Source organism: Kingella sp. SNUBH-2017 (genome assembly GCF_028680565.1).
In the GTDB taxonomy this organism is placed as follows: Bacteria; Pseudomonadota; Gammaproteobacteria; order Burkholderiales; family Neisseriaceae; genus Kingella_D; species Kingella_D pumchi.
This window is the reverse complement of sequence record NZ_JAPHVK010000002.1, coordinates 57323-70934: the sequence shown is the minus strand read 5'-3', so window position 1 is coordinate 70934 and position 13612 is coordinate 57323. Positions and strand designations below refer to the sequence as shown.

At 59.7% G+C, this 13612-nt stretch carries 11 protein-coding genes; 4 read left to right on the top strand and 7 right to left on the bottom strand.

Going from position 1 to position 13612, the window contains the following annotated elements:
• The first annotated feature begins 41 nt into the window (after positions 1-41).
• From OP500_RS02640 to OP500_RS02625, 4 genes are read left to right on the top strand one after another with little or no spacing between them, the layout of a single operon-like run.
• On the top strand, positions 42-773 hold the full coding sequence (locus OP500_RS02640) for a DUF6882 domain-containing protein (protein WP_274070097.1): 732 nt from the start codon (positions 42-44) through the stop codon (positions 771-773).
• 14 nt (positions 774-787) lie between these two features.
• Positions 788-1114 carry a DUF2322 family protein gene (locus tag OP500_RS02635; protein WP_274070096.1) on the top strand — a complete coding sequence of 109 codons (327 nt, stop codon included), beginning with the start codon at positions 788-790 and terminating at the stop codon, positions 1112-1114.
• Between the two features lie 60 nt (positions 1115-1174).
• The gene (gene gshB, locus OP500_RS02630) at positions 1175-2125 is read left to right on the top strand and encodes a glutathione synthase (RefSeq protein WP_274070095.1); all 951 of its coding nucleotides are present in this window, start codon (positions 1175-1177) and stop codon (positions 2123-2125) included.
• Positions 2126-2181: 56 nt separating this feature from the next.
• Positions 2182-2976 (top strand): thymidylate synthase, encoded by a 795-nt coding sequence (locus OP500_RS02625; RefSeq protein WP_274070094.1) that lies wholly within the window; start codon positions 2182-2184, stop codon positions 2974-2976.
• Between the two features lie 192 nt (positions 2977-3168).
• Here the strand turns inward: OP500_RS02625 and OP500_RS02620 are convergent, their stop codons facing one another.
• From OP500_RS02620 to OP500_RS02590, 7 genes are all read right to left on the bottom strand, one after another.
• Positions 3169-4722, bottom strand: a complete 1554-nt coding sequence (locus OP500_RS02620; RefSeq protein ID WP_274070093.1) for a sigma-54-dependent transcriptional regulator — start codon at positions 4720-4722, stop codon at positions 3169-3171.
• Positions 4719-6326 carry a two-component system sensor histidine kinase NtrB gene (locus tag OP500_RS02615; protein ID WP_274070092.1) on the bottom strand — a complete coding sequence of 536 codons (1608 nt, stop codon included), beginning with the start codon at positions 6324-6326 and terminating at the stop codon, positions 4719-4721. The genes OP500_RS02620 and OP500_RS02615 overlap by 4 nt, the downstream gene beginning before the upstream one ends.
• 2 nt (positions 6327-6328) lie before the next feature.
• Positions 6329-8650, bottom strand: coding sequence for a DNA topoisomerase IV subunit A (parC, locus tag OP500_RS02610; RefSeq protein WP_274070091.1), 2322 nt, complete (start codon positions 8648-8650; stop codon positions 6329-6331).
• 167 nt (positions 8651-8817) lie between these two features.
• A complete protein-coding gene (locus tag OP500_RS02605) occupies positions 8818-9486 on the bottom strand; it encodes a cold shock and DUF1294 domain-containing protein (RefSeq protein WP_274070090.1) in 669 nt (222 codons plus the stop codon).
• A 75-nt stretch (positions 9487-9561) separates the two neighbouring features.
• On the bottom strand, positions 9562-11634 hold the full coding sequence (gene metG / locus OP500_RS02600) for a methionine--tRNA ligase (protein WP_274070089.1): 2073 nt from the start codon (positions 11632-11634) through the stop codon (positions 9562-9564).
• A 172-nt stretch (positions 11635-11806) separates the two neighbouring features.
• Positions 11807-12826, bottom strand: a complete 1020-nt coding sequence (gene waaF, locus OP500_RS02595) for a lipopolysaccharide heptosyltransferase II (protein WP_274070088.1) — start codon at positions 12824-12826, stop codon at positions 11807-11809.
• A 237-nt stretch (positions 12827-13063) separates the two neighbouring features.
• Positions 13064-13585, bottom strand: a complete 522-nt coding sequence (locus OP500_RS02590) for a pirin family protein (protein WP_274070087.1) — start codon at positions 13583-13585, stop codon at positions 13064-13066.
• Positions 13586-13612 lie beyond the last annotated feature (27 nt).

The window sequence follows — 13612 nt, the reverse complement described above, 5'->3', positions numbered from 1 at the left end:
CAGCCTGAAAACGCTGCAATCCAATCAGAAAAGGAAACCTTATGGGATGGCTGTCCAAGCTGTTCGGCAGCGACGGCGGCGGCCGCAGCGCCAAGCCGGAGAACTTCGAGCAGTGGTTCGAGCAATACGCCGCGCTCGGCTTCGAGCGCCAGCAGCAGTTTCTCGAAGAAACCGCCGATGCCGGCGAAGCCGAAGTCGATTTGGGCCGCGGCCGGCTCTGTTTTGCCGACGGCAGCGAATACGGCGTGCAGCTGATCGGCAGTCTGGCGCACACGTCCGACACCTGGTTGTGGGGCTGGGCCAACCAAACCGTCGGCAGCGACAGCCCCTTTGTGCAGCAGTCGGCACGGCTGCGCCAACTGGGCGAAAAATTCGTGCTGCCGTTTTTCTGCATGGACAAAAACCCCTACAGCGGCGACCAGATGCACCGGCTGGGGCTGTTTGCCGTCGGCCTGTTCGGCGCGCTGGGCTATTACCCGCTTAATCTGGGCGACCTCACCCTGCTGCTGAACGTCGGCTACAACCAAGACCCCGGCGCCCATCCCAATCCCGCCATCGAGCAAAAACGGCTCGCCTCGGTATTTTCCCAGCTGATCGCCGCCTATCCGGTTTACGACCAGCTCCATGCGCTCGAATGCTATCTGCGCGCCAAAGGCTACCAAACCGCCGTGCGCGCCGATGCCGCCGGCAGCCTGCTTGAAGCGCAGCAGGGCAGCCTGAAACTTTCCGCCGCCTTCGACAGCGCCCGCCGCCTGATCCAACTAACCGCCTAACACTGGAACCCGCCATGAACTTTCAAGAAAACCTCGCCCAAATGCCCGATATTTCCCGCCTTTCCGGCTTGGAAGTGTTGGATGGAAACGGCCATACCGTCCACCACATTCCCGCCGTCGAAGGCAAACTCGGCAGCCTGAAACTCTACAACGCCCTCTCCGAGCGCTTTTCAGGCTGCTTGAACGCGGAAGCCGCCGCGCAGGGGCTGGACTGGTTTGCCGAACATGTCGCCGATGCCAAGCAGCATCCCGGCAAGCATCCGAATATCGATCTGCTGTTTAAAGTGCGCGACGAAAAACTGACGCTTACGCTCAAGCCGCTGCCGCTGCTGGCCATCTGATTTTACGGTTTCAGGCAGCCTGAAAATCCCGCCGCCCCTTTATCTCCCCGAAAGCCGATTATGGACATTCTGTTTATCGCCGACCCGATGGCCGGTTTCAAAACCTATAAAGACACCACCTACGCCATGATGCGCGAAGCCGCCCGCTGCGGCCACCACCTGTTCCACACCCTGAGCGGTGCGCTGTCGGTGAAAAACGGGCAGGTGGTGGCGCAGGCGGCCGAATTTGAATTTGTCGGCGCCCGCCACGATCACGACCACGAGTGGTTTCAGGCTGCCCCCGCCGTCGAAACCGCGCTGACCGCCTTTGATGCCGTGATTATGCGCACCGACCCGCCGTTCGACATGCAGTACCTTTACGCCACCCAGCTCTTGACGCTGGCCGAAAGTCACGGCGCCAAAGTGTTCAACAGCGGCCAGGCCATGCGCGATTTCAACGAAAAACTCGCCATTCTCAACTTCCCCCAGTTTACCGCGCCCACGCTGGTTTCCACCCGCGCCGCCGACATCCGCGCCTTTTTGCACCAGCACGGCGACATTATCGTCAAACCGCTCGACGGCATGGGCGGCATGGGCATTTTCCGGCTGCGCGAAGGCGACCCCAACACCGGCAGCGTGCTGGAAATGCTGATGCAGCTGGAAAGCCGCACCATTATGGCGCAGCGCTACATCCCCGAAATCGTGCACGGCGACAAGCGCATTCTGGTAATCGACGGCAAAGTCGTCCCCTTCGCCCTCGCCCGCATCCCGCAGCAGGGCGAAACGCGCGGCAACCTTGCCGCCGGCGGCCGTGGCGTGGCGCAGGAACTCTCCGAGCGCGACCGAGAAATCGCCGAAAGCCTCGCCCCCGAACTCAAACGGCGCGGCATCCTGCTCGCCGGCCTTGATGTAATCGGCAGCCATCTCACCGAAGTCAACGTAACCAGCCCCACCGGCTTTCAGGAAATCGCCAAACAAAAAGGCTACGACGTCGCCGCGCAGTTTATCCAAGCCATCGAGCAGGCAGCCTGAAAACCCGAAAAACCGGCTTTCAGGCTGCCTGAAAGCCCATCCGCCCCCGCTATCCCATGAAACAATATCTCGACCTGATGCGCCACGTCCTCGACCACGGCACCGACAAATCCGACCGCACCGGCACCGGCACCCGTTCGGTGTTCGGCTACCAGATGCGCTTTAAGCTGCAAGACGGCTTCCCGCTCCTGACCACCAAAAAACTGCACCTGCGCTCCATCATCCACGAGCTTTTGTGGTTTCTGCGTGGCGACACCAACATCCAATACCTGCACGACAACAATGTAACCATCTGGGACGAATGGGCCGACGAAAACGGCGATCTCGGCCCGGTTTACGGCTACCAGTGGCGCAGCTGGCCGACGCCCGACGGCGGCAGCATCGACCAAATCGCCAAACTCATTGACCAAATCAAGCGCAACCCCGACAGCCGCCGCCTGATTGTTTCCGCTTGGAATCCCGCGCTGGTCGATGAAATGGCGCTGCCGCCCTGCCACGCTATGTTTCAGTTTTACGTGGCCGACGGCAAACTCTCCTGCCAGCTCTACCAGCGCAGCGCCGACATCTTTCTCGGCGTGCCGTTTAACATCGCCAGCTATGCCCTGCTGACCATGATGGTCGCCCAAGTCTGCGGCCTGCAGGCGGGCGAGTTTATCCACACCCTGGGCGATGCCCATCTCTACAGCAACCACTTCGAGCAGGCCAAACTGCAGCTCACCCGCGAACCGCGCCCGCTGCCGAGCATGACCCTGAATCCGGCGGTGGATAATCTGTTTGACTTCAAATACGAAGACTTTGAATTAAGCGGCTACGACCCGCACCCGCACATTAAAGCCGCCGTTGCCGTCTGATAAAGGCAGCCTGAAAAGCCGTTTTCCGCTTTCAGGCTGCCTTAAAACCATACGCAGCAGCACAAAAGCAAGCAGCCTGAGACCCTTTAAGAGTTTCAGGCTGCTTTGCTAGCGGTGCGAAATGACGGCACAGACACTTTTCAGGCTGCTTTCTTTCAGGCTGCCCAGCACAGCGCGGGCAGCCTGAAAACCTTATTCGATATTGAGCCGCTCGAGCCGGTAGCGCATCGAGCGGAAGCTGATGCCGAGCATCTTCGCCGCCTGGGTGCGGTTGTTTTGGCTGATTTTGAGCGCGTATTCGAGAATCTGCTGCTCGATGCTGTCGAGATAGTCCTGAATCTGCGTCGAACCCAAACGAAAGCCCGGCAGGCCGTCGATAATCTGGTGCTCGCTGGCGGCATGGTCTTCGCTGTGGCCGTTGCTGTGGCCGATGGCCGGCTCGGCTTTGGCCAGCAGCGGGTCGGCATTAAGCTGCAGATCGTCCACTTCGATGGTGTTGCCAGCGGCCAGGGCGACGGCGCGCTCAAGGATGTTTTCCAGCTCGCGGAAGTTGCCCGGATAGCTGTATTGCAGCAGCGCTTTGCGCGCGGCTGGGCTGATGCTGACGCCGCTGCCGTGGTGGCGCTGCAGCAGGCGGTCGATCAGGCCTTCGAGGTCTTCGCGCATGTCGCGCAGGGCGGGCATATTGAGGGTAACGACGTTCAGACGGTAGAACAAGTCTTGGCGGAATTGGCCGGATTCGACAAGTGCGGCGAGGTTTTTGTGGGTAGCGGAAACAATGCGCACATCTACTTGCACTTCCTGCGCATCGCCGATGCGGCGCACGGCTTTTTCCTGAATGGCGCGCAAGAGTTTGACCTGCATCGCCAGCGGCAGGTCGGCCACTTCGTCGAGAAACAGCGTGCCGCCGTGGGCGTGCTGGAAGAAGCCTAAGCGGTCTTGGTCGGCGCCGGTGAAGCTGCCTTTTTTGTAGCCGAAAAACTCGCTTTCCATCAGGTTTTCGGGGATGGCGCCGCAGTTGACGGCGATAAAGGGGCCGTCGCGGCGGTCGGATAATTCGTGGATGCTGCGGGCGGCCTGCTCTTTACCGGAACCGGATTCGCCGGAAATGTACACCGGCACGTTGGCGCCAGCGAGCTTGCGGATCAGCTGGCGCACCTGTTCGATCTGCGGCGAGGAGCCGAGCAGGCGGGGCAGATCGCCGCTGCCGCCGCCAGCATCGGCGGTCGGTTTGCTGCTGCGCACGGTGCGCGGTTTGGCCGGCTGGACAGTCTCTTCAACAGCGGCGGGCACTTCGCTTTGGACTTCGCGCTCTTTCAGGCTGCCTGTGTCTGCGGCTGCGGTTTCGGGCTTGGCCGAGCCTTCGTCTTGGACTTTGATCGCCGACTTCACCAGCGTACGCAGCTGGGCGAGGGTGATGGGCTTTTGCAGGTAGTCGAAAGCACCGATTTTCAGCGCCTGCACCGCCTGGTCGGCATTGCCGAACGCGGTGATGACGGCCACCGGCACATCCAAGCCTTTTTCGTTGATGTATTCGACCACTTCGAGGCCGGAGCCGTCGGGCATGCGCATATCGGTGAGTACCAGCGAGTATTTGCTCTGGTCGAGTTTTTTACGCGCGGCATTAACACCCTCGGCGGTCTCGACAGAGAGCCCCATCTTCATCAGGGTCATTTCCATCAAATCACGGATATCGGCTTCGTCGTCCACCACCAATACGGGGCGGTTCAGGCTGTTTTTGCTCATATTTTCACTCTCGGTAGGATCAGTTCGAAGGATTTGGTGCGCGGCAGGTAGCTCAGATCGCCCTTATTGGCATGCGCCAGTTCGCGGGCGACGTACAGCCCGAGTCCGGTGCCTTGCGCCTGGTTGGTTTGGAAAGGCTCGAAAAGGTGGGGCAGCATTTCAACGGCCACGCCCGGGCCGTCGTCCCATACGCGCAGGGATATGCGGCGCTCGTCTTGGTAGCTAACGCTGATAACGACGCTCTCTTTGCCTTTGCTGCTGTGGCGCCAGGCATTGTTGCAGAGATTCCATAAAATCTGCTGCAAATGCATGGCATCGAAGGCGACTTCGATTTTTTCCGGCGGCATGTCGGTGGTCAGGCAGCCGTTGAGCACCTCGGGGCGCGCCAGCAGAAACTCCTGCACAAACTGGCCGACAAAGGGAATCAGGCGGATGCTTTCGGTGCGGATGCGGTCGCGTTTGTTGAGCGAGGAGACTTCCTCGATCATTTTGTCGATGCGGGCGGTGTTGTTTTCGATGATACCGGTGAGTTTTTCGCTTAAGGGATCGCCCTCGGCCGATTCGGTAAGCAGGCCGTTGGCCTGGCGGATGGCAGAGAGCGGGTTGCGGATTTCGTGGGCAAGGTTGGCGGTGAGCATGCCCAGCGAGGTAAGTTTGACGTTCTGCGCCTCGGCCTGGCGGTCGCGGTCGGAGCGGATAAAAAGAATCAGCAGCTCGGTGTTTTTCTGCACGATCGGCACCGCGCGCACGTGCATCAGCAGCCCTTCCAGTGCGGCGGTTACTTCAAAGCCGGCCTTGCCCGAACCGATCCACTGGTGCACCAGCTCGCCGGCAAAGGGCACTTTGCCGCCGACCACTAGATTGGGAAAATATTTCAGCGCCTGGCGGTTGCACGACCACAGCTTGCTGTCGGCATCCAATACCAGCGCTGCTTCCTGCACGCGGTTGAAAACGATTTGGTTGAGCGCGCGCAAACGCTCGTAGGCGCGGCGGTGCTGGAGCACGGAATCGCCGGCATTACTCAGGTAGCTGGCGGAAAACGAAGTCATATAGGGCACGGCGTAGCAGGCGGCGATCAGCAGAATCTGGCCGGCCACCACCGGCAGGTTGTTGCGCATGATGTCGGCGCTCATCGGCCACAGCGAAAAAGCGGTATTGCACGCCACCAGCAGCGCGGCATAGGTGCCGTAGAGAAAGGGATAGCGGCGGTAGCTGAGCAGGCAGGCAGCGGCAAGAAAGGGCAGCATCAGGATGCCGAAGCCGGAGCTGACGCCGCCGGCCAGAAAGCTCAAAAGCGCCATCATGGTGATGTCCACTACCGAGCTGGCGTTGGGCAGATTGGTGCCCTGGTGCTGCCAGCCCGGATAGGCGATGCTGACCATAATCACAAAGCCGTAGGCAATGCACCATACCGACAGCCAATACTGGTTGCGCAACAGCGGCACATAATGCACCGATTTCATATGCACCAGCATGGTGGAAAAAATCAGCAGCGAAAACAGAATGGCGATGCGGGCGATATTGAGCAGGCCGATAACCCGCTTGCTGTAGTCGTACCATTCCTGCCAGTTCGGCTGTTTGGCCAGTTCGATTTTAATGCCCATCCTTATGCCTCTCCGTTTTCAGGCTGCCCTGCGCCGCGGATGCCTTTCAGGCTGCCTGAAAGATCTAAAAGCCTGCCTTTGCGGCCGCGTTTGCCGTCGATGTCGGCCACGCGCAGGCGCTCGCGGCTGGTGCCGCCGCGTTTGCCGGCGATTTCGGCGGTGTATTCGGCGGCGTCGGTGATTTCGGTGAGCGCGAGCGTATCGCCTTCGGCCAGCGACATCAATTGCAGGCCGCGGCCTTTGGCCATGATTTTCATCTCGGCCAGCGGGAAAGCCAGCAGGCGTTTGCCGGCGCTGGCGGCGATCACGCGGCAGTCGGGGTTGATCAGGGCGGATTGGTACACGCGCACCGGCATCAGCACTTCTTCGCCCTTGTCGAGCGTCATCAGCACCTTGCCGGCTTTGACGCGCGAAGCCATGTCTTCGAGCTTGGCGATAAAGCCGTAGCCGCCGGAATTGGCCAGCAGATAGTGGTTTTCAGGCTGCCCGGCCAAAATGCACAGCACGCGGGCGCCGGCCTGCAGTTCGATTAGCGACGCCAGCGGCACGCCGTCGCCGCGCCCGCCGGGGATGGCGGCGGCATCGACGGTATAGCTGCGCCCGAGCGTGTCGAGCACAATCAAGGGCTGCACGCTGCGGCTCTCTAATACCTGCTGCAGGGCGTCGCCTTCTTTAAACGCGGTCTGCGCCAAATCCAGCCCGTGCCCCGCCCGGCTGCGTATCCAGCCTTTTTGCGACAGAACCAGCGTGATGGGTTCGTCGGCGGTGGTTTGGGTGAGCGCGGCGCGTTCGGCAGCCTGAACCAGGGTGCGGCGTGCATCGCCGAACTGTTTGGCATCGGCCTGCATCTCTTTGATGATGAGTTTTTTCTTTTCGTTTTCGTCGGCAAGCAGGTTTTTCAGGCTGCCTTGCTCTTCGCGCAGCTCGTCCAGTTCTTTTTCCAGCTTGAAGCCTTCGAGACGGGCAAGCTGGCGCAGGCGGATTTCCAAGATGTCTTCGGCCTGGATGTCGCTCAGGCCGAAAGCCGAGATTAGGGCGGGCTTGGGTTCGTCAGACTCGCGGATAACTTTAATCACTTCGTCGATATGCAGGAAAACCACCATCCGCCCTTCAAGGATGTGGATGCGTTTTTCCACCTGCGCCAGTCGGTGCGCCAAACGGCGGGTCAGGGTGGCGGTGCGGTAGTCCAGCCATTCCTGCAAAATGGTTTTCAGGTTTTTCTGCGCCGGGCGCTTGTCGTTGCCCATCATCACCAGATTTACCGGCACATTGCCTTCCAGGCCGGTTTGCGCCATCAGCGTATTGACGAAACTTTCCGGCTCGATGCGGCTGGATTTGGGCTCGAACACCAGGCGCACCGGATGTTCGCCGTCCGATTCGTCGCGCACGCGCTCGATGAGATCCAGCATCAGCTTTTTGGTATTGAGCTGGTCTTGGTTGAGCTGCTTTTTGCCCGCTTTGGGCTTGGGATTGGTCTGCTCTTCGATTTCCGCCAGAATTTTGGCGGCGTTGGTATTGGGCGGCAGCTCGGTAACGATCACGCGCCACTGGCCGCGCGCCAGCTTTTCCACTTCGTAGCGCGCCCGCACCCGCACGCTGCCCTTGCCGGTTTCGTAGAGCGCGAGCAAATCCTTGTGCGGTGTGATGATGTGGCCGCCGCCGGCAAAATCGGGCGCGGGGATGTATTCCATCAGATCCGCCGTTTGCAGATAAGGCTTTTTCAACAGCGCAACCGCCGCCTGGGTTACTTCGCCCAGATTGTGCGGCGGAATTTCGGTGGCCATGCCCACCGCGATGCCTGACGCGCCGTTGAGCAGCACCATCGGCAGCCGCGCCGGCAGGGAAACCGGCTCTTCAAAAGCGCCGTCGTAATTGGGCACGAAATCGACCGTGCCCTGATGCAGCTCGGAGAGCAGCAATTCGGCAATCGGCGTCAGCCGCGCTTCGGTGTAGCGCATCGCCGCCGCGCCGTCGCCGTCGCGCGAGCCGAAGTTGCCGATACCGTCGATCAGCGGGTAGCGCAGCGTGAAGTCCTGCGCCATGCGCACCATCGCTTCATAGGCCGAACTGTCGCCGTGCGGATGGTATTTGCCGAGAATCTCGCCGACCACACGCGCCGACTTCACCGGCTTGGCATTGGCCGCCAAGCCCATCTCTTTCATCGCAAACAAAATCCGCCGCTGCACCGGCTTCTGGCCGTCGCCCACATCAGGCAGCGCCCGCCCCTTGACCACGCTCATCGCGTATTCGAGATAGGCGCGCTCGGCATATTGGGCGAGAATCAGGCTGTCGCCTTCGGGCGGCAGCGGGATGGTGTCGGTCATGGCGGATATCCGTGGCAAAACTGCAAAGGCGGCATTTTAACATATCGGCGCAGGCAGCCTGAAACCGCAGCAGCAGCGTTTTCAGGCTGCCTGACGGGGCAGACGGCAAAAGCAGCCTGAAAAGCGGGATTCTGCTTTCAGGCTGCTTTTTAAAACGGCTTTAAGAATTACAGCAAGTTGCTAAAGTAATTTAAAAGCATTTTTCCTTTAGATGAAGTCAATAGCCAAACTAACCCGATCAGATTGAGTCCTACCGTAATCCAATAGGTGAAACGAAATTCTTTCTTTTGAGATTTGTGTCTTAACCAGGTTTGGGCAAGCATTGCGCCTCCCCAGCCTCCAGCAAGGCTAAGCAGATGCAATGTATTTTCAGGTGTGCGCCAACTGCCGTTTTGTGCAGCAGATTTGTCTTTGTAATAGAAAAGGAAAGTAAGAACGCTTAAGACCAAATACCATGCGAGTAACGATAGCGGCACATTACCCAATAAGTAGCCGATCAAAAGTGCCAATACTGGCAGTATGGCAATGAAGCTGTGCCATTTGCGTTTGCTGTCGAATGCTTCTTGCTGTTGTTTATATTGGCGGCGTCTGCGCTGCTGTTCTAACACAAAACTTTCTTGTTGAACGCGAACCGCTTGAAGTTTGCCGTTATTTCCCCGCTCTATTTTGAATATAACGCGCTCACCTACATGTGGACGGCTGCTGCCTTTGTATTGGCTAATATGGAAAAAGATTTCTTCGCCATTGGCTCGATTCATAATAAAGCCAAAACCTTTGTCATCTTGCCAGCGGGCGATGGTACCGTATGAATTTTGATTGGAATGATCGTTGTTCATAATGCTTTGAAGCGTAGAGATTAGGAAACTTGTTCAGGTTGCCTTCGTTTAAATAAAAGGCAGCCTGAAAACGGCTTAACCCACTTTATCCCCCGGTTGTGCACCCTCGTCCACGTCCAAGAGCTTCAATTTTCCGGCGGCGGCGGCGGAGAGAATCATGCCTTCGGATACGCCGAATTTGGCCATTTTGCGCGGGGCGAAGTTGGCGACGGCGATGACCATGCGGCCGTTGAGTTCGCTGGGATTCGGGTAGCTGGCGGCGATGCCGGAGAAGATAACGCGTTTTTCAAAGCCGAAATCCAGGTCGAATTTCAAAAGCTTGGTGCTGCCTTCTACGGCTTCGCAGTTGATGACTTTGGCGACGCGCATGTCGATTTTCATAAAGTCGTCAAACGATGCCTGTTCGGCGACTTTTTCGTATTTGCTCTCGGTTTGCTCGGGCGCGGCGGCCGTCTGAATGCTTTGTTTGTTGGCTTCGATTAAGTTGTCCACTTGGGTTTGCTCCACTCGTTGCATTAAATGTTTGTATTGGTTGATAGCATGGCCTGCGGGCAGGGTTTGCGCGGCCGCGTCCCACGAAAGCGCAGGGAGATTCAGGAAGGCGGCGGCCTGTTCGGCAACGCGCGGCAACACGGGCGCGAGATACACGCTCAATACGGAAAAGGCGTTAATCAGCTCGCTGCACACTTCGTGCAGGCGCGCTTCTTGGCCTGCCTGCTTGGCGAGTTCCCACGGTTTGTTGGCGTCGGTGTATTCGTTCACCGCATCGGCCAGCGCCATGATGTCGCGCAGGGCGCGGGCGTATTCGCGCTCTTCGTAGGCGGCGGCGATGGTTTCGCTCTCGGCTGCGAGTTTTTTCAGCAGGGCGCTGCCGGATACGTCTTTCAGACGGCCTTCAAAGCGTTTGGCGATGAAACCGGATGCGCGGGCGGCGATGTTGACGTATTTGCCGACCAAATCGCTGTTGACGCGCGAGATGAAGTCCTGCAGGTTTAAGTCGATGTCTTCGATTTTGCTGTTGAGCTTGGCGGCGATGTAGTAGCGCATCCATTCGGGGTTTAGTTTTTGTTCCAAATAGGATTTGGCGGTGATAAACGTGCCGCGCGATTTGGACATTTTTTGGCCGTCCACGGTTAAAAAGCCGTGGGCGAATACGCCGGTGGGGGCGCGGTGGCCGGAAAAATGCAGCATCGCCGGCCAGAACAGCGCGTGGAAGTACAGGATGTCTTTGCCGATAAAGTGGTACATCTCGGTGTCGGAATCGGCGCGGAAGTAGTTGTCAAACTCGATGCCGGTGCGGCTGCACAGGTTTTTAAACGAAGCCATGTAGCCCACGGGCGCATCGAGCCACACATAAAAATATTTGCCTGGTGCGCCGGGGATTTCAAAGCCGAAATAGGGCGCGTCGCGCGAGATGTCCCAGTCGGAAAGCGCGGTTTCGCCGTCTTTGCCCAGCCACTCGTTCATTTTGTTTAAGGCTTCAGGCTGCAAATGCGGCTGCACGCGGCCGTCTGAAAGGGTAGTGCTGCCCGAAGTCCATTGTTTCAAATAATCGGCGCACTCGCCGAGTTTGAAGAAAAAGTGTTCGGACTCTTTCAATACCGGCGTGGCGCCCGATACGGCGGAGTAGGGTTTGATGAGTTCGGTGGGGGAATAAGTGGTGCCGCACACTTCGCAGTTGTCGCCGTATTGGTCGGCGGCGTGGCATTTGGGGCATTCGCCTTTGACGAAGCGGTCGGGCAGGAACATTTGTTTTTCGGGGTCGAAAAGCTGCTCGATGGTGCGGCTTTCGATTTTGCCGTTTGCTTTCAAGGCGAGATAGATTTTTTCGGAAAATTCTTTGTTTTCAGTAGAATGGGTGGAGTAGTAATTGTCGTAGCCGATTAAAAAACCGCTAAAGTCGGCCAGATGCTCTTCGCGCACGCGGGCAATCATGTCTTCGGGCTGCACGCCCAGTTTTTGCGCCGCCAGCATTACTGGCGTGCCGTGGGTGTCGTCGGCGCAGCAGTAGCGGCAGTCGTGGCCGCGCAGCTTTTGGAAACGCACCCAGATGTCGGTTTGGATGTGCTCGACCATGTGGCCGAGATGGATGCTGCCGTTGGCATAGGGCAGCGCGGAGGTAACGAGGATTTTGCGGGGGGAAGTCATGGGATTCGGTCTCGGAAAACTGCCGCGGCGCGGCCGGAAAAAGGCGGCATTATGCCACAAAGCAGGTGTTTTCAGGCTGCCTTGGCAGGGGCGAAAGCAGCCTGAAAGCCAAAAGCAGCCTGAAAACGCTTGGGCGCTTTCAGGCTGCCGCTGTCGGTACGCGGGCAAACGCCTAATCCGGCCGCCGTACTTCCTGCGCCAGCCGGATGACCTGCTCGGGCATCAGTTTGTTCAGGCAGTCGGTATGGCCGAGCGGGCATTCGCGCTGGAAACAGGGGCTGCAGTCCAAATTCAGGGTGGCGATGCGGGCGGCATCGCTCAAAGGCGGAGTATGCTCGGGGCTGCTCGAGCCGTACACCGCCACCAGCGGGCTGCCGGCGGCGGCGGCAACGTGCATCAGACCGCTATCGTTGCAGACAACGATATGGGCGCAGGAGAGCAGGTCGATGGCTTCGCCCAGCGTGGTTTGGCCGCACAGATTGGTGCAGGCGCCGCCGCTAAGCTGGCGGATTTCTTCGGCAACGGCATGGTCTTTCTGCGAGCCAAACAGCCACACCGCGCGGCCTTCGGCGGCGTAATGGCGGGCGGCGGCGGCAAAATGGCGCGCCGGCCAGCGTTTGGCGGGGCCGTATTCGGCGCCCGGGCAGAAGGCCACCGGCGCGGCGGCAGCGTCCAGGCCGTGTTTGGCCAGCGCCGCCGCGCGCGATGCGGGATCAACCGCCAGCAGCGGGCGCGAAGAGATGCCGTTGAAATCGGCCTGCGTCGGGTGCGCCAGCGCGGTGTAGCGGTCCACCATCAGCGGCAGCGCGGCTTTGTCGAGCTTGCGGATGTCGTTGAGCAGCAGATAGCGGCTTTCGCCGACATAGCCGGTGCGCTTTTTGATGCCGGTGGCAAAGGCGATCAGACCGGCTTTGAGCGAACCGGGCAGCACGATCACGCGGTCATAGTCGCGGCGGCCGAGCTCGCGGCCGGTGCGCCAGCGCTCGCGCAGCCGCAATGCGCCGTGGCCGAAAGGATTGTCGAGCACGGCGGCCACTTCCGGCATGCGCTCGAATACCGCCTGCGACCACTTGGGCGCAAATACGTCGATGCGGCAGCCGGGCGAGAGTTCGTGCAGGCGGCGGTAGAGCGGCTGGGTCATCACGCAGTCGCCAATCCACGACGGGGAAATAATCAGGATGTGTTCGGACATGGTTTGCGAGCGGGTATTTTCAGGCTGCCGTTGTCGATTGGGTGGCGATGGCAGCCTGAAGTTTTTTGGTATGGGTTTGTGGCGGGGCGGTTTGGTGCGCGGGGCGCACCTACGGCAATGCAGCCTGAAACGGCGGGGCGCGCCGGCGATGGTTTTCAGGCTGCCTGAATGCGGGTTCGGGCTTGTTTTTTGTTTTCAGGCAGCCTGAAAAGACAGCCCTAAGAACTGCTTTGCGCTTTAACGCGGCCGGAGAGTTCGGGGGGCGGCGATGCGCTCGCGGCAATCGGCGACTTCGCCAAAGCGGGGCGCGGTGTTTTCCCAGTCGGCGCGGGCGTCGGCGATTTCCTGATGGCTGCGGCCGACGAAGTTCCACCACATCACGATTTCTTCGCCGAAAGGCTCGCCGCCGATCAGCAGCAGGCGGCTGCCGGCACGGGCGCGGAACACGAGTTCGCTTTCGCTGCCGCCGGCGGCCAGGGCGCAGAAGCGGTTGTCGTCGATGGCACCGGCGGCGGTTTCGGCGCTGCCGTCCAGCACCACCAGCGCATATTCGAAGGCCGGATTCAGCGGCAGCCGCACTTCGCCATCGGCGGTGCAGCGCAGATCGGCGGCCATCAGCGGGCTGTGCACCGCTACCGGCGACTGCAGGCCGTTCAGGCTGCCCACCAGCCGCTGCCGGCGCGAAGGCAGGGCGCGGCTGACGGGCGTGCCGTCGGGCAGGCGGATGCGGTGCAGGTCGATGATTTGGGCGGTGGTCATGGGGTTTGTGTTGTCGCAGTGTGTTTG

Bases quoted from the DNA above. Each gene is read 5' to 3' on its own strand.
- OP500_RS02640 (WP_274070097.1), top strand. From the start codon at position 42: ATGGGATGGCTGTCCAAGCTGTTCGGCAGCGACGGCGGCGGCCGCAGC.
- OP500_RS02635 (WP_274070096.1), top strand. From the start codon at position 788: ATGAACTTTCAAGAAAACCTCGCCCAAATGCCCGATATTTCCCGCCTT.
- gshB (WP_274070095.1), top strand. From the start codon at position 1,175: ATGGACATTCTGTTTATCGCCGACCCGATGGCCGGTTTCAAAACCTAT.
- OP500_RS02625 (WP_274070094.1), top strand. From the start codon at position 2,182: ATGAAACAATATCTCGACCTGATGCGCCACGTCCTCGACCACGGCACC.
- OP500_RS02620 (WP_274070093.1), bottom strand. From the start codon at position 4,722: ATGAGCAAAAACAGCCTGAACCGCCCCGTATTGGTGGTGGACGACGAA.
- OP500_RS02615 (WP_274070092.1), bottom strand. From the start codon at position 6,326: ATGGGCATTAAAATCGAACTGGCCAAACAGCCGAACTGGCAGGAATGG.
- parC (WP_274070091.1), bottom strand. From the start codon at position 8,650: ATGACCGACACCATCCCGCTGCCGCCCGAAGGCGACAGCCTGATTCTC.
- OP500_RS02605 (WP_274070090.1), bottom strand. From the start codon at position 9,486: ATGAACAACGATCATTCCAATCAAAATTCATACGGTACCATCGCCCGC.
- metG (WP_274070089.1), bottom strand. From the start codon at position 11,634: ATGACTTCCCCCCGCAAAATCCTCGTTACCTCCGCGCTGCCCTATGCC.
- waaF (WP_274070088.1), bottom strand. From the start codon at position 12,826: ATGTCCGAACACATCCTGATTATTTCCCCGTCGTGGATTGGCGACTGC.
- OP500_RS02590 (WP_274070087.1), bottom strand. From the start codon at position 13,585: ATGACCACCGCCCAAATCATCGACCTGCACCGCATCCGCCTGCCCGAC.